A 15,258-nucleotide genomic window follows, 5' to 3' on the forward strand; every position below is an offset into this window, starting at 1 on the left:
TTCGGCCGGCAATTCGCTCATCCACTGCGATCGGGACGGCGGCTCGGGACGACTGTTCGAATCTGCAAAAAGGATTGATAGCGGTTTAAACGATTCGACGCCGACGCTCAGTGCGCGGGCGCGCACCGACAGCCGTCTCACTCACTCGCCCGACTATGCCGCGCGAGGATGAGCAAACAGACTTGGCGTGTCCGCGGTCGGCGGAAACACGCACCAGCAGCCGTCGTCGTGACGAAAGAAGAACAAGCCGCGGCCGCCCTGTTCCGTCGATGTCTCCACCCGCACGTAACGCCGCCCGCCGGTGCGCGTGCGGCTGAACTCCGTCACGTGAACCGGCTCGGCCGGCGATGGCGCAAGCCATTTCTCGACCAGAAACCGCAACGACCGTTCGCTCGCGGCTCTCATGATCTGCTCCGGAACAGCTTGTCCCGCTCCGCGTCGCGCGTGGACTCGAGGCCGTCGTCGTCGCGAGTGGCATCGGCGTCCTCGGCAGCCTCGACGGCTGCCAGCGCCATCACCCGATTGGTCGCGGCCGCGCGTAAAGAACTGCAATGGGCCGCATGACGAAGGTCCGAGACAAGGCGGACTAGCTGTCGTGCTGATCTGCGTTTCATACATCCCCCCGCACTGCACCAGGAACCTCACAAAGCACTTTAACTTTATGCCGGATTAGTCGCTGGCCAAATGGTTTTTGACGAAATAGCAACAGTTGCGCTTGCAATAAGAAGGCACGCAATCTCTGTACCGCACGACCAATGTGCGCGTTCGGTGGGCGGAAATCTGTGCGTTCGCGAGCGCTTCGCATGGCGCGAAGCGTTAGCACGCGAGTTATGGCAACGTCGCCCTGGGCGCGGCGGTTATCCACAGTGACCTCTGGACAACTCCGGGACATCACGACGAACAGCCTGTGCGCGAAATCTTGATAAAGGCAGGCGTCGGTTAACGCGGGTCGAAGTTATCCCGCTTATGTAGTTTTTCTACCGACGTGCTCCGCAGGGTTATGGATTCGGCATGACGTTGAAACGGCGCGACATTTGTGGCTTATCCACAGAATCGGTCAGCCCTTGTTAACTACTACTACTTGTGTATACGTATAAGTAAACACCATAAGCCAACTGCCGCTGGGCGACTGAGTCATGACTGACTCGATGTTGAACAACGCTCGACGCGGAAGCCACCGCGCCGCTGTCACGGCATCAGCTTCGTGCCGCTCGCAGGTTCGATCGCTGCGGCTTGGCCGATCGGGTCGGCGAGTTGGACGACCGGCGACGGTGCCGTTATCGGAACAGCTGCCGGCGAGGCCGCGCTCGGTCGGACCGGCGCCGGAACGGTCAGCTGAACGGGCGCCGGCGACGTCGTCTGAACCGGCACGCGCGGCGGCGTTTGAACGGCGGCGGGGGACGTCGCCGGCACCGGCTCGGGCACCGGCTCAGGTATGGTCACCTGAAGCGGTGCGGCGACCGGCAGCGTCCGGGTTTCGATCGGGCTGCTCGTCACCGGCTGCGTGCGCACGACGGTCTGCAAATAGTGATCGACGAGGCTGAAAAAGCGGTCATAGAACTTGCCAGACGGAATCGTCTCGCTCGAGATTTTCACCATCGCGTCGCTATTCGAGCGGATCGGCAGCGACAGCGAACCGAGCACGCTGAGCCCGACGCTCGCCGAGGTATCGCTTTTCTTCAACGCGAAGCCGTTCTGCACCGCGTTCACATAAACGATGCTGGTATCGGCCGCCTCTTCGCCGGGCGTGCACACGACGTGAAATTCGACGACCACGTGCGTATCGCCGGTCGGCTGAAAATTCTTGGTGCCGTCGACGGTATCGGGACGCGACATCGTCGTCAGATAGCCTTGACTCAGCAGGGCGCGGCGCGCCGCCTCGCAGCTATCGCCCGTGCTCGAATTGAAATTGCGGGCGTACGGGCTTGCGCCGGTTTCGAACAGTTCCTCGGTGAATTTGGGCTGCGGCGTGCTGCTGCATGCCGCGAGCGCGAGCAGCCCGAACAGGGCTGCGCCGGTGGTGCGGGAAAAGGAGATCTGCATGATCAGGTGCAAGAAGCGCCTCGTGAGCGCGAATAGGAATGCATTGTAGAGCCGAGAAAAAACCGCGCGAGCGCGCCTAGTTGGATGCCGTGCGCGTCGAGCCCGCTGTCGCGGCCGGAGCCGACCCCGAGACCGCGGCCGATGCTGCCATGGCCGCCCCGCTCGCCGGGGGTGCCGCGGATGCCGCGGATGCCGTCAGCGCCGCGGGCACGCTGAACGCGTCGGCCCACTGGTTTGCGCCGGCACAACGATCCGCCTGGCACGACGCGGCCCGACCGGCGGCCCATGATGCGGCATCTGCGGGCGTCGCAACTGCCGTGAAATCCTCGACGCGCAGATTCACCTTCTGCGCATAGGCCTTCGAGCCGCCATAGCTCTTGAGCGCGGTGTTCAGATCGCCGTTCGCCGAGCGCATGTAGCCGTACAGGATCGCCGAGCCGGCTTCGATGTTCGCACCCGGCTCCGTCAGGTCCTTCACGTTGCGCAGCAGCCCGCGGTGCGCCTGCGGCACGACCTGCATCAGCCCGGTCGCGCCATTGGCGCCGCGGGCTTTTTCCTTGAAGCGGGATTCGATCGAGATAATGGCGAGCAGCAACGCGGGAGGCAGGGAGTATTTGGAGGCGGCGGATTGCACCGCGTCGGAGATCTTTTGAGCCTTTTCTCTGCCCACACCGAACTTCTGCGTCAAATAGGCTGAAATTCGATCGCTGTTTTCGTCGGCGGCCGCAGTTTGCGCGACGCCGAGCGACAGCACGATCAGGCAAAGTAACCGGCTCATGGCGGACGACGGAGGTAGCAAAGGTGCGCGCATTATAGCGCCGCTGCGGCTGGAGGAACCGGCGTTCCCTGCAATTTTTGTCTTTTAAATCAAGGGTGATCGGAACTTTTTCCCGTCTTCCTCTTAAGGTCATAACCGTCGGTCAGCGTCGCTAGGAACGCGGCGACATCGTCGATATCGCGCTCCGACCAGATCGGACGCTCGCCGGCTTTGCGCGTCAGCGGCTCATCGGTCGTGTCGACGTTCACGCGCAGTGCGACCGGCAGATCGTTAAATTTGTCGACTTTGCCCTGCGCATCTTTCGGATACCACTTGTCCGGGTTCGTATCGCGTTGCACGTAGAAACGCAGCGCATCCTTCAGCGTATGGAAGCGGCCGTTATGGAAAAACACCTGACGCGTGGCGGTGTTGCGCAGGGACACCGATTTGAACAGCCCGCAATTGAGCTTGTCGCTCTGATCCTTTCGCAAAGGTCCGCACAAACCCATGTCGAAATACTTCGGGTCGGCGTTGACCTTCAGCTCCGCGTTGCGCGGCACGCCTAGCGCCTGAAAGTTGAAGTCGGTAAAGAGCGGATGAGCGCCGTTCACACCCGGCTGGTCGATGTGACAGGATGCGCAATTGCCGCCAGCGGGGTCCTCGAACAGCTTCTTGCCGTGCAACTCTTGCGGAGTGAGTTGCACTTTGCCATCGAGGTAGTAATCGAACTTGCTCGTATACGGATGGAAGCTCGGGTCTTCGAGCTCGAAGCGCTCGATCGCGTACATCGCCTGCGCGAACGCTTTCGACGGATCGGCAAAGATGTTCTCGCCGAACACTTCCTTGAAGCGTGTCGCATACGGCGCGCGCTGCATCTTCGCGAGCAACGCGGCCGGATCCTTGTTGGCCATCTCATTCGGATCGAACAGCGGGAAGCTTGCCTGCTCGTGCAGATGGTTGAAGCGCCCGTCCCAGCCGAAGCCGCCGACGGGCGCGTTATCGGTTTCGCTGAGCCGCTCCGACAGGCTCGCCGCCTGCGCGTGCGTCCAGATCGGCGTGCGGTTCAGCACATAGCGCAGGCTCGGCACCGCGCGCGTGCCCTGCTGACGCAGATCCGCGCCGCCCAGTTGCGCGGCGAGACCGTTGGGTGGCCCGTAAGCGTGCTCGGGACTGTGACAGCTCGCGCACGACATCTTGCCCGAGCCTGACAGCGCCGGATCGAAGAACATCAGCTTGCCGAGCGCAGCGGCGTCGCTATAGATGGGCTTGGCATCGGTCGATGGCGGTGTCGGACCCGACGTCACAGCGGGCGCTCCGCCGGCGCCTCCCAGCAACGCGCCGCCCATCAGGGCGGCGAGCGCTATCCGACGCGCGCGCGCCGTGAATCGCATGACGGAAGACAGCATCGAGTCTTTTACAGGTTCGTGAAGATGTCGCTGCCGAACCCGACCAGACCTGCCTGTCCCGCGTAACCGAGGTGATCGAGCTGGAAGATGTCCTCGATGCTCTTCAACATCGAATAGTGGTTGTACGGCACCGTGGACACCGTACCCGGCTTGATGAACTTCGAGATCATCACCGCGCCGGTCTGGTCGCCGCCGAAGCTCGTCTTGGTCAGGTTGATGGTGATGCCCTTATACGCGAGCGACGAAGTCTCGGGAAACGACGGCAGATTCGGGCCCGGTTGCTGGCTACAGCAGGTCGTGCCGGCAAATATCAGATCCTCGCCCGACGCGGACTGAGTGACCGTCGCGTAGCTGCTTTCGTCGAAGTTGATGATCAGCAGACCATCCTTCTGGAACGCCGCCGATGCAGTGATGATCGGCACCCACTTCTGCAGGAACGCGTTCGCGCTCGTCAGGCCGCCCGGCTGGCCGTTCACGCAAGGCGCGTCGTGCCCGTCGTCGCACAGGTTCGGCGTAATCAGGTTGAAGTTCGCCGTGGTCGAGACCGATTGCAGGTCGTTCTGCAGGTTATTCAGATTGACGACGTGCGTCCCGCAGTCCGGCGAATCGATGATCGAGTGGAAGTACATGAACGGGTTGTGGCGCGTCGCGTACTGGTCGCCGAGCGGCACGGCCGCGCTCGGTGCTTCGGCCGACTGCGTGAGGTCCGTCGTATTCAGCGTCGGGTGGCCGCAGGTGGCGGCTTCGCGCGACGGGTCGTTGCCCATGTCGCCTTCATAGCCCTTCCACGTATAGCCCGCAGCCGTCAGTTGGTTCGGCAGCGTCTTCACGCTCGCCGGATACACGCAGCCCGAGCCGATCGCCTGGCCATCGGACGTCATGCCGGTGAGTTTGAAGTCCTGGTAGGTGATGCAGTCGTTGTCGGTCTCGTTGGTCGGCGACTGGCCGCTGATCATCGAGATGTAGTTGTCGAGACTGACGTGGCCCGTGCCGTAGTACTGCTGCACGAGCGCGCCTTGCGACACCAGCGTTTGCGCGAGATACGGCGCTTTGGTGTTGGCGCCGAATGTGGTCGAGTAGTTTTCGTTTTCGAGCGTGATGACGAAGACGTGGCGAATCTGCTGCTGTCCGGTCAGTTGCAGGCCGCCGGACGAAGAAGACGAGCCGCAGGCGGCCACGATCAAAGCGATTAAGGCCGCGCAAGCGGCCATGATGAATGCGCGTAACCCGATGCTGCGTGACATGTTGGCTGCCCTTTTGTTGTGACCTTTTTGTTGCCCGGTAGGCGTGCTGTTTTATTCGCGGGGCCGACTTTAGGTTGTGCCCATGACATCGCCGTGAAAGTTGACGTTTGTCACCAATGAGTCCATCGGCGAATCAGCGACCGTGCCGGCATCGCGCATTGCTCGAGGGGCGAAGGGTGGCCCACTGGCTTCGGGCTTCGCGCGGATTTGAGACAATGCACGTCGACCGCGGCGTATCGCTGCGCGTCACTTCGATGAACAACCGATGTTTTCAGCTATGAGCAAGACCGCGTTTATTCCCAGCGTCCCGGGCACCTCGGAGGACGACTTCGAAATTTCGGCGAGTGCGAAGATGGCCGGCTACCGACGCTTCTTCGGCGTATTGAAGGTGGTGCGCACGACCGACGGCCGCGTGCTGTTTCCATTCGATGGCGCGCCCGAACTGGGCCCCCATCCGAGCCGCCTCGAAGCGCTCGCGGCCGCGCAGGTGTATGGAGAACATATCGTTGCGAGCGATCTGTCGCGGCCGGAATGGTAGGCCAACGCAACCTCGAACCGCTTCGGTCCCGATGAGCGGGACGTGTCAATCAGCGCACACGCACCCGGCTCGGCGCACCGGCCCCCGCACGCGCGGCGAGCACACCGCCGAGCACGCCGCCGAGATGGCTCTGCCATGACACATCGGGATAGATCGGCAGCACACCGAACAGCAGGCTCAGACCGTAGCTGCTAACGACGACCAGGGCCACGAGGATCGACATGAGATTGCGCGTGTAGTAGCCGCGTGCGACCAGATAGCCCGCATAGCCGAACACCAGTCCACTCGCGCCGATATGCACTGAATCCGGCGCGCCGAATAGCCACGCGCAAAGACCCGCGCCGAGCATCGCGCCGATGGTTGCGCGCCAGAAGCCGGCGATGTGCGGCCACATACACAGCCACCCTAGTACGATGAGCCCGCCGGTGTTGGCGGCGATGTGCCCCACGCTCGCATGCAGCCACGGCGCGAACAGGATGCCCTGTAAACCGCCCAGCGAACGCGGTACGACGCCGTGTTCGTTCAGACGCAGAAACGGCAACGCGACCGACAGAAAGAACACCGCCCACATCGAACCGACGAACAGCGCGATCAGTACGAATCGCGACTCGAGCTTGGTGATGAGCGTGCTGGGAGATGAGGTCTTCATGGTCACCTTTCGCTAGATGCACCGATGCTTCGAACGCATTTGCATAGGCCGAGCATCGGACCAACTAATTCTTGCCGTCCACCCAAGACCATGCGGGCCGGTCAAGCAGACGTTGGCCCATGAGAGTCGTTTCAGAGAAAACTTTCTCCAGGACGATCGTATTGCAGTGCTCGTCCTCTTCAAGCGCCGCGGCGAGGCGCACCGAATGAGAGACGACCCAGACCTGCGAGCTGCGAGCTGCCCGCCGAATCAAACGGCCCAATGCAGCGGTGAGGTCCGGATGAAGGCTCGACTCCGGCTCGTTAATAACCATCAGCTCCGGTGGCCGCGGAGTCAGAAGCGCTGCGCATAAAAGCAAATATCGGAGCGTGCCGTCGGACAACTCTGCGGCGGCCAGTGGTCGCAGTAGTCCCTCTTGATGAAACCGAAGAGAGAAAAGTCCGCCAGATTGAGTTTCGATTTCGACTTGCGCGCCGGGAAAGGCATCAGCCACCGCCTGATCAAGCGCTTCACCGTCTCCTATCTCTCGAATCGTCTGCCATGCCGCAGCGAGGTCTGCGCCATCATGGTCGAGTACAAGCGTCCTCGTCCCGATTCGCGGTTGGCGAGCGGGCGAGTCGGCATCGACCCGAAAGTGATCGTAGAAACGCCATCTGCGCATCGCCTCGCGAACCGTGAAAACCTCAGGGCTGACCTTGTCGTTGCCGACTTGAGAGAACAGGCTTTCGTACCGAGGGAGGTGTTGCGTTAGCAGGTCCCATCCACTGTCGAGCCGGCGACGCACCACGCTGCCGTCACGGTCGACAAGAAGACTCGCCGGCCGCATGACCGGCCCCGCCCAGATCGACTCTCGTTTGAATTCAGGATCAAGCGCGAAGGACGTTGCCTTTTCTGCGACCAGACCCATACTGACGGCATAGCCGAAGTCCTCGCCTGCAAACCCAAGCTTGATACGCGGCGCTGGTGCCCCGGGTGCCCGGCCCTGCACGGGAATCTCTCCTCGACGCATCCGGCCGGACCGGTCATCCGGACCGGCCCACACCACCGAGCTCAGCCCGCCCTCACGAGCGAGCGGCGCAATGATGCCGTCCTTTGCCGTACTTGCCAGAAGCCGCAACGCTCGATATATGTTCGATTTTCCGCTGCCATTAGGTCCGGTGATGAGATTGAGCCGCGTCAGCGGAATCACAAGCTCTCTGATCGAGCGATAGTTGTTGATTGCAAGCGTTGTCAGCATCGGTGCTCCGGGCGAGGTACCACCACCATGGTAACCCGTCGGCACTTCGCGAACGACTCTGCTGGGCAAAGCATCTTGCCAGTTGGAGTCTTATTGCAGACCACTCGCGGCCTTTGCTCGAAGACCAGGCCGAGGCCCCGAGGGGGCCGCTCAGGCGTCATCCCGCGCGTTGTTCCGGCAGAACGACGACAAGTGAAACTATTAGAAATTGTTACAGCTTGCCGTTATGCCTGCGTCATTCCACCGTCACCGACTTCGCCAGGTTCCGCGGCTTATCCACATCCGTGCCACGCGCACAAGCGGTGTGATATGCGAGCAACTGCAGCGGCACGACGTGCAGAATCGGCGACAGCAAGCCATAGTGCTCCGGCATCCGGATCACATGCAGCCCTTCGTCGTTGACGATCTTCGTATCGGCATCGGCGAACACATAGAGCTCGCCGCCGCGCGCGCGCACTTCCTGGATGTTCGACTTCAGCTTTTCGAGCAGCGCGTCGTTCGGCGCGACCGTCACTACCGGCATCGCCTCGGTCACCAGCGCCAACGGCCCATGCTTGAGCTCTCCGGCCGGATAGGCCTCAGCGTGGATATATGAAATCTCCTTGAGCTTCAGCGCGCCTTCGAGCGCGATCGGATAGTGCATGCCGCGTCCGAGGAACAACGCATGTTCCTTGCGCGAAAACTCCTCCGACCACGCGATGATCTGCGGCTCCAGCGCAAGCACACTGTTGAGCGCGGCCGGCAGGTGGCGCAACTGCTTCAGGTAACCGGCTTCCTGCTCGTCGTTCAGACGTCCGCGCAGCTTCGCGAGCGTTGCCGCCAGCGTGAACAGCGCGACCAGCTGCGTCGTGAATGCCTTGGTCGACGCGACACCGATCTCGCGGCCCGCGTGCGTGAGGAACGACAACTCGGTCTGCCGCACCATCGCGCTCGTGCCGACGTTGCAGATCGCGAGCGTGTGCTGGTGGCCGAGCTCCTGCGCGTGCTTGAGCGCCGCGAGCGTGTCCGCGGTTTCACCCGACTGCGAAATCACCACCACGAGCGATTTCGGATTAGGCACCGACTCGCGATAGCGATACTCGCTCGCGATCTCGACCTGAGTCGGAATCTTCGCGAGCGATTCGAGCCAGTACTTCGCGGTGAGCCCCGAGTAGTAGCTCGTGCCGCACGCGAGAATCAGCAGGCTGTCGATGTCCGCGAACACCTGGCGCGCGCCTTCACCGAAGATCGACGCGTCGAACGCGTCGGCTTGCGGAATCGTGTCGGTGATCGCACGCGGCTGCTCGAAAATTTCCTTCTGCATGAAGTGGCGATACGGGCCGAGCTCGACCGCGCCGCCGTATGCCGCGACCTGACGCACCTCGCGCGGCGCGGCCTCGCCCTGGCGATCGACGATGCGCACGCCATCGAGCGACAGTTCGCAGACGTCGCCTTCCTCGAGGAAGATGAAACGCTCGGTGCTGCCCGCGAGCGCGAGCGCGTCCGACGCAAGGAAGTTCTCGCCGTCGCCGAGTCCGACCACGAGCGGCGAGCCTTGGCGCGCGCCGACCACCGTGTGCGGCTGGTCCCTATGCAGCACCGCGATCGCGTACGCGCCATGCAGTTGCGCGATGGCCTCGCGCACCGCCGCGAACAGGTCCCCGCGATACAGGCTATGGATCAGGTGCGCGATAACCTCCGTGTCGGTCTGCGAGACGAAGTCGTAGCCCTTGCCACGCAGCATTTCGCGCAACACCTCGTAATTCTCGATGATGCCGTTGTGTACCAACGCGAGCGCATCCCGCGAGAAGATCGGGTGAGCGTTGTCGGTGACCGGCGCGCCATGTGTGGCCCAGCGCGTATGCGCGATGCCCGTCACGCCTTCGAGCTGACCGTCGCGCACCTGGCCTTCGAGGTCGGCGACGCGCGCGACGCTGCGCGCGCGGCTCGGCCCGCGAGCGCCGAGCACGGCGACGCCGCACGAATCGTAGCCGCGATATTCGAGGCGTCGCAGTCCTTCGATCAGGACGGAAACGATATTACGTTGCGCAACCGCGCCGACAATGCCGCACATGGTGTATTCCTTTTCAGTGCCGGATTCAGTGAGCGCGCCTCGTGGGCACGCCGTATCGATCAGCTTTTCTTTTTGACCGGGCGCACGTAGCCCGTCTTGCTCGTTTGGGTCTTGTCGTTCAGCACCAGCGCGTCGGCGGCGACGTCTTTCCAGACGGTGGTGCCGGCCGCGATCGTCGCGCCGCGCTGCACGCGCACCGGCGCAACCAGTTGCGTGTCGGAGCCGACGAACACGTCGTCCTCGATCACGGTGCGGAATTTGTTGGCGCCGTCGTAGTTGCAGGTGATCGTGCCCGCGCCGATATTCACCCGGGCGCCGACATCCGCATCGCCGATGTAAGTGAGGTGGTTGGCTTTTGAGCCGTGACCGAGCACCGCGTTCTTGATCTCGACGAAGTTCCCTACATGAGACTCGTCTTGCAGCGCGGCGCCTGTGCGCAAGCGCGCATACGGGCCGAGAACGACCTTCGCGCCGACTTGTGCGCCTTCGATGTGCGTGAACGCGTCGACGCGCGTGCCAGCGCCGATGCTCGCGTTGCGGATCACGCAGTTCGGCCCGATGCTGACGTTATCGGCCAGCGTGACGCGGCCTTCGAACACGCAGTTCACGTCGATCGACACGTCGCGGCCGCATTCGACCGTGCCGCGTACGTCGACACGCGCCGGATCGGCGAGCGTCACGCCCGCGACCAGCAGTACGTCGGCGACATTGCGCTGGTGAATCCGCTCGAGTTCGGCGAGTTGCTGCTTGCTGTTGACGCCGAGCGTTTCCCACTCGTCGTCGGGCTGCGTGGTGACGACTTCGAGGCCGGCGTCGATCGCCATCTCGACCGCGTCGGTCAGATAGAACTCGCCTTGCACGTTGTCGTTTTTGAGCGCCGCCAGCCAGCCGGCGAGGCGCGCGGTCGGCGCGACGATGATGCCGGTGTTGATCTCGGCGATCTTCAGTTGCTCGGGGCTCGCGTCCTTCTGCTCGACGATGCGCTGCACGTTGCCTTGCTGATCGCGCACGATGCGGCCATAGCCGGTCGGGTCTTCGAGCGTGACGGTGAGCACGCCGTAGCCGTCCTGCCCCGCACGTTCGGTCAGCGCGCGCAGCGTTTGCGCGCGCGTGAGCGGCACATCGCCATACAGCACCAGCGTGGGCAACGAAGGGTCGAGCAGCGGCAGCGCCTGCTGCACCGCGTGGCCGGTGCCGAGCTGCTGCTCCTGTACCGCGAATTGGATATCGGGCGCCGCGACGGCTTCACGCACGGCTTCGGCGCCGTGGCCGATCACGACGATCAGGCGCGCGGGCTTCAGCGCGCGAGCGGTGTCGATGACATGAGCGAGGAGCGGCCGGCCGGCCAGAGGATGGAGCACCTTGGGAAGCGCGGACCGCATGCGCTTGCCGGTGCCTGCCGCCAAAATAACGATGTTCATGGCGTCGGCAAATAGACGAGTTTGGAGCGCACGATTCTATCATGCTGCACCTGCAAAAAAGGCCGCTGACGCGGCCTCGGCAGGGCTTGCAAGCCAGCGGAAAACCGCCGGAATGCCGGCCAAAACCGGCACTTTTCGCCAGTTACAGGTCGTCGAACTGGACCAGCGAGATCGTCTTCCCGCTGAGCGGCGCACCGTCGTCGCCGCTCGAGCACGGTTCTTCGTCGAACGCGATATCGCCTTGCGGATCGGCCTCGCCGGTCGCGCGCAGCCCCGCGAACGGAAACAGCTGGTGATCCATCAAATGCGACGGCACCACGTTCGACAACGCGTTGAACATGTTCTCGATGCGGCCCGGGAAGCGCTTCTCCCAGTCGCGGACCAGCGCCTTCATTTCCGCGCGCTTCAGGTTCGGTTGGCTACCGCACAGATTGCATGGAATGATCGGGAATTCGCGCAGCTCCGCGTACTTCTCCAGATCGGTTTCCTTCACGTAGGCGAGCGGCCGGATCACGATGTTTTTGCCGTCGTCCGATTGCAGCTTGGGCGGCATGCCTTTCAGCTTGCCGCCGTAGAACAGGTTCAGCAGCAGCGTCTGCAAGATATCGTCGCGATGATGGCCGAGCGCGATCTTGGTCGCGCCGAGCTCGCCCGCGACGCGGTACAGGATGCCGCGCCGCAGCCGCGAGCACAGCGAGCAGGTGGTCTTGCCCTCCGGCACGAGCCGCTTAACGATGCTGTAGGTGTCCTGGTTCTCGATGTGAAACGGGATGTCGAGCTGCGTCAGATACTCGGGCAGCACGTGCTCGGGAAAGCCCGGCTGCTTCTGATCGAGGTTCACCGCGACGAGGTCGAAATTGATCGGCGCGCGCTCGCGCAGTCGCATCAGGATGTCGAGCATCGCGTAACTGTCTTTGCCGCCCGACAGGCACACCATCACCTTGTCGCCGTCCTCGATCATGTTGTAGTCGCCGATCGCCTGGCCGACCTGGCGCGCGAGGCGCTTGAACAGCTTATTGTTCTCGTACGCTTCCTTCTGCTCGCGGCGCGTGAGCGGCGATTTCGGGGCGCGGGCGGCGCTGGCCGCCGCGCTGGCGTCGGCGGCCTGGTTGCCTGCGTTCAGGCTTTCCGGTGCGTTCATCGTTCAGTCCTCCTTGATGCGGAAGACTTCGACGCCGACCGCATCGCAGTCCGGATACACGTCCGGCTTCTCGGTCGAGACGCGCGCGCCGCGCACCTGCGGATGTTCGAGCATCGCGCGCACGAGGTCGTCGCACAGCGTTTCCTGCAGATGGATATGGCCTTGCGAGACGCGCTGCGCGATCGTCGAGCGCATGAAATCGTAGTCGACGACTTCGTTGAGCTTGTCCTGCACCGGCGTGGACATCGCGAGCGGCACGAACAGTTCGACGTTGATTACGACGCGCTGCTCGCCGCGCTTTTCGAAGTCGTGCACGCCGATATTGATGTGCACTTCGTAATTGCGCAGAAAAAGCCGGCGGCAATCGGCGAGCCGGGGGTGCGAAAGAGCGGCAAACATGTTCGTTCCAGTCAAAAAAGCGTGCGGGGCACGCAAGGGGGCGCTTTGCCACACGCCACGGCCGCCTCGGCGAGGCCAGCCGCACGCGCGTGTCAGGCGCCCGTCAAAAACATCACGTCGCGCGGCAGCGGCACCAGATGCTGCCCGCCGTCGACCACCAGCGTCGTTCCGGTGACGCCGGCTGCATCCGCGAGATACAGCGCGGCGGCGACGATATCCTCGGGCCGCGACGCACGGCCAAGAGGCGTCATGCGGTGAGCGGCCTCGAACCCGTCCTGGGTCTGGTCGCCCGATTGCATGGTCAGGCCGGGCGCGAGCCCGACCACCCGAAGCTTCGGCGCGAGCGCCTGAGCGAGCGCGACCGTCGCGGTCTGCAGCGCCGCCTTCGACAGCGTGTACGACAGATAGTCCGGATTCATGTTGTACAGCTTCTGGTCCAGCACATTGATGACGACACCGCGCTGGCTTTCGTCGCGCAACGCCGCATCGGGCGTCGCGTCGTAAAGCATGCGCGCGAGCACGAGCGGCGCGCCGACGTTCATCGCGGTCAGCTTCAGCAGCAGCTCATAGCCGACGTCGCGCGGCGTGTCTTCCTCGAAGCGCGATGCGTTATTGACGATGCACGAAGGGCGCCCGAGCGCAGCGGTACAGTCCGGCAGCAGCCGCGCGACCTGCGCCTCGTCGCCAAGCTCGGCATGCAGCGCCACCGCGCGGCGGCCCAGCGCGACGATCTGCGCGACCACTTCGTCAGCTTCCTCGCGCGAGGCGCCATAGTGCACGGCCACGTCCCAGCCGCGCGCGGCAAAGCCGAGCGCGAGCGCGCGCCCGATGCGGCGCCCGGCGCCGGTAATCAGCGCGACGCGAGGCGCTTCGGTCGGCGCTTCGGCCGGGCGGGCAGCGATGTCCGGAAAGACGGTCATTTACAATGCGGGGATGAATCCGAAAGCTCACGAACCCGATAGTTTACCTGCTCCCGGCCCGAGCGCGCTCGCGCAGTCCGACGCGCTCGTCGCCGAAATCCGCAAGCAGCTCGACGCAGCCGGCGGCTGGCTGCCGTTCGACCGCTACATGGAGCGCGCGTTGTACGCGCCTGGGCTCGGCTACTACAGCGGCGGTGCACGCAAATTTGGCCTGCGCGCCGACGACGGCAGCGACTTCGTGACCGCGCCCGAACTGTCGCCCCTGTTCGCCGCGACGCTCGCGCGCCCGGTCGCCGAAGCGTTGGAGGCGAGCGGCACGCGCAACGTGATGGAGTTCGGCGCCGGCACCGGCAAGCTCGCCGCCGGGCTGCTCAATGCGCTCGATACGCTCGGCGCCGAATTCGACAGCTATTCGATCGTCGATCTGTCGGGTGAGCTGCGCGAGCGGCAGCGCGAAACGATCGCGGCATCCGCGCCCGCGCTGGTCGGCAAAGTACGTTGGCTCGACGCATTGCCGGCGCGCTTCGAAGGTGTGGTGATCGGCAACGAAGTGCTCGATGCCATGCCGGTTCGGCTCTTCGCGCACAGCGGCGGCGTCTGGCACGAGCGCGGCGTGGTGTCTCGCGATGGCGCATTCGCGTTCGACGACCGACCGGTCGCGGCCGCCGCGGACCTCGCGCTGCTCACGGAAATCGATGCGACCCGAGACCACACGGGCGACGACTACGTGACCGAAACCCACGAGGCCGCGCGCGCTTTCACGCGCACGATCTGCACGATGCTCGCGCGCGGCGCGATCTTGCTGATCGACTACGGCTTTCCGCGCCACGAGTACTATCACGGCCAGCGCGCGCAGGGCACGCTGATGTGCCACTACCGGCATCGCGCGCACGGCGACCCGTTTCTGTATCCCGGTCTGCAGGACATCACCGCGCACGTCGACTTCACCGGCATCGCCGAAGCGGGCGTCGAGACCGGCGCGGACCTGCTCGGCTTCACGTCGCAAGCGCGCTTCCTGCTGAACGCGGGCGTCACCGAGGCGCTCGGCGAACTCGATCCCGCCGACACCGCGCGCTTTCTGCCCGCGGCCAACGCGGTACAGAAGCTGCTGTCCGAGGCGGAGATGGGCGAGCTTTTCAAGGTGATCGCGTTTTCGCGCGGACTCGACGACACGCTGCGCGCCTTTTCGAGCGGCGATCGCTCGCATACGCTGTGATTCCGAATTCGCCCAGGCTCGAGGACGCGCGATGATCCGCTGGCTTTTGACCACCTTCGTTGCCGTCGCGGTGCTTTCGTCGTGCTGGCCTTGGCTGAGGAAGCTCGGCATCGGCCGGATGCCCGGCGACGTGACCTTGCGGCTGTTCGGCCGCGAGTATCCGTTTCCGTTCATGTCGACGCTGGTGCTGTCGATGCTGTTGTCGCTGCTCGCGCGGGCGTTGTAGGCGCCGCG

Annotated in this window: 16 protein-coding genes; 3 read left to right on the top strand and 13 right to left on the bottom strand. The window is 63.8% G+C overall.

Going from position 1 to position 15,258, the window contains the following annotated elements; genetic code table 11:
* Positions 1-153: 153 nt before the first annotated feature.
* From BJG93_RS15560 to BJG93_RS15585, 6 genes are all read right to left on the bottom strand, one after another.
* Positions 154-405, bottom strand: coding sequence for a hypothetical protein (locus BJG93_RS15560; RefSeq protein ID WP_027199124.1), 252 nt, complete (start codon positions 403-405; stop codon positions 154-156).
* Positions 402-614 carry a hypothetical protein gene (locus BJG93_RS15565; RefSeq protein WP_154671864.1) on the bottom strand — a complete coding sequence of 71 codons (213 nt, stop codon included), beginning with the start codon at positions 612-614 and terminating at the stop codon, positions 402-404. Before BJG93_RS15565 ends, BJG93_RS15560 begins: the two co-directional genes overlap by 4 nt.
* A 574-nt stretch (positions 615-1,188) precedes the next feature.
* Positions 1,189-2,043, bottom strand: a complete 855-nt coding sequence (locus BJG93_RS15570) for a DUF2242 domain-containing protein (protein WP_027199125.1) — start codon at positions 2,041-2,043, stop codon at positions 1,189-1,191.
* A 76-nt stretch (positions 2,044-2,119) separates the two neighbouring features.
* Positions 2,120-2,821: a lytic transglycosylase domain-containing protein gene (locus tag BJG93_RS15575; RefSeq protein ID WP_027199126.1), complete on the bottom strand. Its 702-nt coding sequence runs from the start codon at positions 2,819-2,821 to the stop codon at positions 2,120-2,122.
* A gap of 89 nt (positions 2,822-2,910) precedes the next feature.
* A complete protein-coding gene (locus tag BJG93_RS15580) occupies positions 2,911-4,206 on the bottom strand; it encodes a cytochrome-c peroxidase (protein ID WP_272945796.1) in 1,296 nt (431 codons plus the stop codon).
* 8 nt (positions 4,207-4,214) lie between these two features.
* Positions 4,215-5,450: an alkaline phosphatase family protein gene (locus tag BJG93_RS15585; protein WP_027199128.1), complete on the bottom strand. Its 1,236-nt coding sequence runs from the start codon at positions 5,448-5,450 to the stop codon at positions 4,215-4,217.
* A 277-nt stretch (positions 5,451-5,727) separates the two neighbouring features.
* Here BJG93_RS15585 and BJG93_RS15590 point away from each other — a divergent pair, with 277 nt between their 5' ends.
* Positions 5,728-5,988 (top strand): DUF6723 family protein, encoded by a 261-nt coding sequence (locus BJG93_RS15590; protein ID WP_027199129.1) that lies wholly within the window; start codon positions 5,728-5,730, stop codon positions 5,986-5,988.
* A 49-nt stretch (positions 5,989-6,037) separates the two neighbouring features.
* Here the strand turns inward: BJG93_RS15590 and BJG93_RS15595 are convergent, their stop codons facing one another.
* From BJG93_RS15595 to BJG93_RS15625, 7 genes are all read right to left on the bottom strand, one after another.
* Positions 6,038-6,637: a rhomboid family intramembrane serine protease gene (locus BJG93_RS15595; protein WP_027199130.1), complete on the bottom strand. Its 600-nt coding sequence runs from the start codon at positions 6,635-6,637 to the stop codon at positions 6,038-6,040.
* 64 nt (positions 6,638-6,701) lie between these two features.
* Complete coding sequence (locus tag BJG93_RS15600; RefSeq protein WP_027199131.1) at positions 6,702-7,874, bottom strand: AAA family ATPase; 1,173 nt, start codon at positions 7,872-7,874, stop codon at positions 6,702-6,704.
* 235 nt (positions 7,875-8,109) lie between these two features.
* On the bottom strand, positions 8,110-9,927 hold the full coding sequence (glmS, locus tag BJG93_RS15605) for a glutamine--fructose-6-phosphate transaminase (isomerizing) (RefSeq protein ID WP_027199132.1): 1,818 nt from the start codon (positions 9,925-9,927) through the stop codon (positions 8,110-8,112).
* Between the two features lie 59 nt (positions 9,928-9,986).
* Positions 9,987-11,348, bottom strand: coding sequence for a bifunctional UDP-N-acetylglucosamine diphosphorylase/glucosamine-1-phosphate N-acetyltransferase GlmU (gene glmU / locus BJG93_RS15610; RefSeq protein WP_027199133.1), 1,362 nt, complete (start codon positions 11,346-11,348; stop codon positions 9,987-9,989).
* 142 nt (positions 11,349-11,490) lie between these two features.
* Positions 11,491-12,489 (bottom strand): tRNA 2-thiocytidine(32) synthetase TtcA, encoded by a 999-nt coding sequence (gene ttcA / locus BJG93_RS15615; protein WP_027199134.1) that lies wholly within the window; start codon positions 12,487-12,489, stop codon positions 11,491-11,493.
* Between the two features lie 3 nt (positions 12,490-12,492).
* Positions 12,493-12,888 (bottom strand): dihydroneopterin aldolase, encoded by a 396-nt coding sequence (locus BJG93_RS15620; RefSeq protein ID WP_027199135.1) that lies wholly within the window; start codon positions 12,886-12,888, stop codon positions 12,493-12,495.
* Positions 12,889-12,980: 92 nt separating this feature from the next.
* Positions 12,981-13,808, bottom strand: coding sequence for an SDR family oxidoreductase (locus BJG93_RS15625; RefSeq protein WP_027199136.1), 828 nt, complete (start codon positions 13,806-13,808; stop codon positions 12,981-12,983).
* Positions 13,809-13,821: 13 nt separating this feature from the next.
* Between BJG93_RS15625 and BJG93_RS15630 the strand changes: the two genes are divergently transcribed.
* Both BJG93_RS15630 and BJG93_RS15635 read left to right on the top strand, forming a co-directional pair.
* The gene (locus BJG93_RS15630; RefSeq protein ID WP_027199137.1) at positions 13,822-15,024 is read left to right on the top strand and encodes a class I SAM-dependent methyltransferase; all 1,203 of its coding nucleotides are present in this window, start codon (positions 13,822-13,824) and stop codon (positions 15,022-15,024) included.
* A 31-nt stretch (positions 15,025-15,055) separates the two neighbouring features.
* On the top strand, positions 15,056-15,250 hold the full coding sequence (locus tag BJG93_RS15635; RefSeq protein WP_027199138.1) for a DUF2905 domain-containing protein: 195 nt from the start codon (positions 15,056-15,058) through the stop codon (positions 15,248-15,250).
* The last annotated feature ends 8 nt before the right edge of the window (positions 15,251-15,258 follow it).

Origin of the sequence: Paraburkholderia sprentiae WSM5005 (assembly GCF_001865575.2) — a bacterium.
Classification (GTDB): Bacteria; Pseudomonadota; Gammaproteobacteria; order Burkholderiales; family Burkholderiaceae; genus Paraburkholderia; species Paraburkholderia sprentiae.

Excerpts from the sequence above, each read along its gene's own strand:
- BJG93_RS15560 (WP_027199124.1), bottom strand. The coding sequence starts at position 405 with ATGAGAGCCGCGAGCGAACGGTCGTTGCGGTTTCTGGTCGAGAAATGG.
- BJG93_RS15565 (WP_154671864.1), bottom strand. The coding sequence starts at position 614 with ATGAAACGCAGATCAGCACGACAGCTAGTCCGCCTTGTCTCGGACCTT.
- BJG93_RS15570 (WP_027199125.1), bottom strand. The coding sequence starts at position 2,043 with ATGCAGATCTCCTTTTCCCGCACCACCGGCGCAGCCCTGTTCGGGCTG.
- BJG93_RS15575 (WP_027199126.1), bottom strand. The coding sequence starts at position 2,821 with ATGAGCCGGTTACTTTGCCTGATCGTGCTGTCGCTCGGCGTCGCGCAA.
- BJG93_RS15580 (WP_272945796.1), bottom strand. The coding sequence starts at position 4,206 with ATGCTGTCTTCCGTCATGCGATTCACGGCGCGCGCGCGTCGGATAGCG.
- BJG93_RS15585 (WP_027199128.1), bottom strand. The coding sequence starts at position 5,450 with ATGTCACGCAGCATCGGGTTACGCGCATTCATCATGGCCGCTTGCGCG.
- BJG93_RS15590 (WP_027199129.1), top strand. The coding sequence starts at position 5,728 with ATGAGCAAGACCGCGTTTATTCCCAGCGTCCCGGGCACCTCGGAGGAC.
- BJG93_RS15595 (WP_027199130.1), bottom strand. The coding sequence starts at position 6,637 with ATGAAGACCTCATCTCCCAGCACGCTCATCACCAAGCTCGAGTCGCGA.
- BJG93_RS15600 (WP_027199131.1), bottom strand. The coding sequence starts at position 7,874 with ATGCTGACAACGCTTGCAATCAACAACTATCGCTCGATCAGAGAGCTT.
- glmS (WP_027199132.1), bottom strand. The coding sequence starts at position 9,927 with ATGTGCGGCATTGTCGGCGCGGTTGCGCAACGTAATATCGTTTCCGTC.
- glmU (WP_027199133.1), bottom strand. The coding sequence starts at position 11,348 with ATGAACATCGTTATTTTGGCGGCAGGCACCGGCAAGCGCATGCGGTCC.
- ttcA (WP_027199134.1), bottom strand. The coding sequence starts at position 12,489 with ATGAACGCACCGGAAAGCCTGAACGCAGGCAACCAGGCCGCCGACGCC.
- BJG93_RS15620 (WP_027199135.1), bottom strand. The coding sequence starts at position 12,888 with ATGTTTGCCGCTCTTTCGCACCCCCGGCTCGCCGATTGCCGCCGGCTT.
- BJG93_RS15625 (WP_027199136.1), bottom strand. The coding sequence starts at position 13,808 with ATGACCGTCTTTCCGGACATCGCTGCCCGCCCGGCCGAAGCGCCGACC.
- BJG93_RS15630 (WP_027199137.1), top strand. The coding sequence starts at position 13,822 with ATGAATCCGAAAGCTCACGAACCCGATAGTTTACCTGCTCCCGGCCCG.
- BJG93_RS15635 (WP_027199138.1), top strand. The coding sequence starts at position 15,056 with ATGATCCGCTGGCTTTTGACCACCTTCGTTGCCGTCGCGGTGCTTTCG.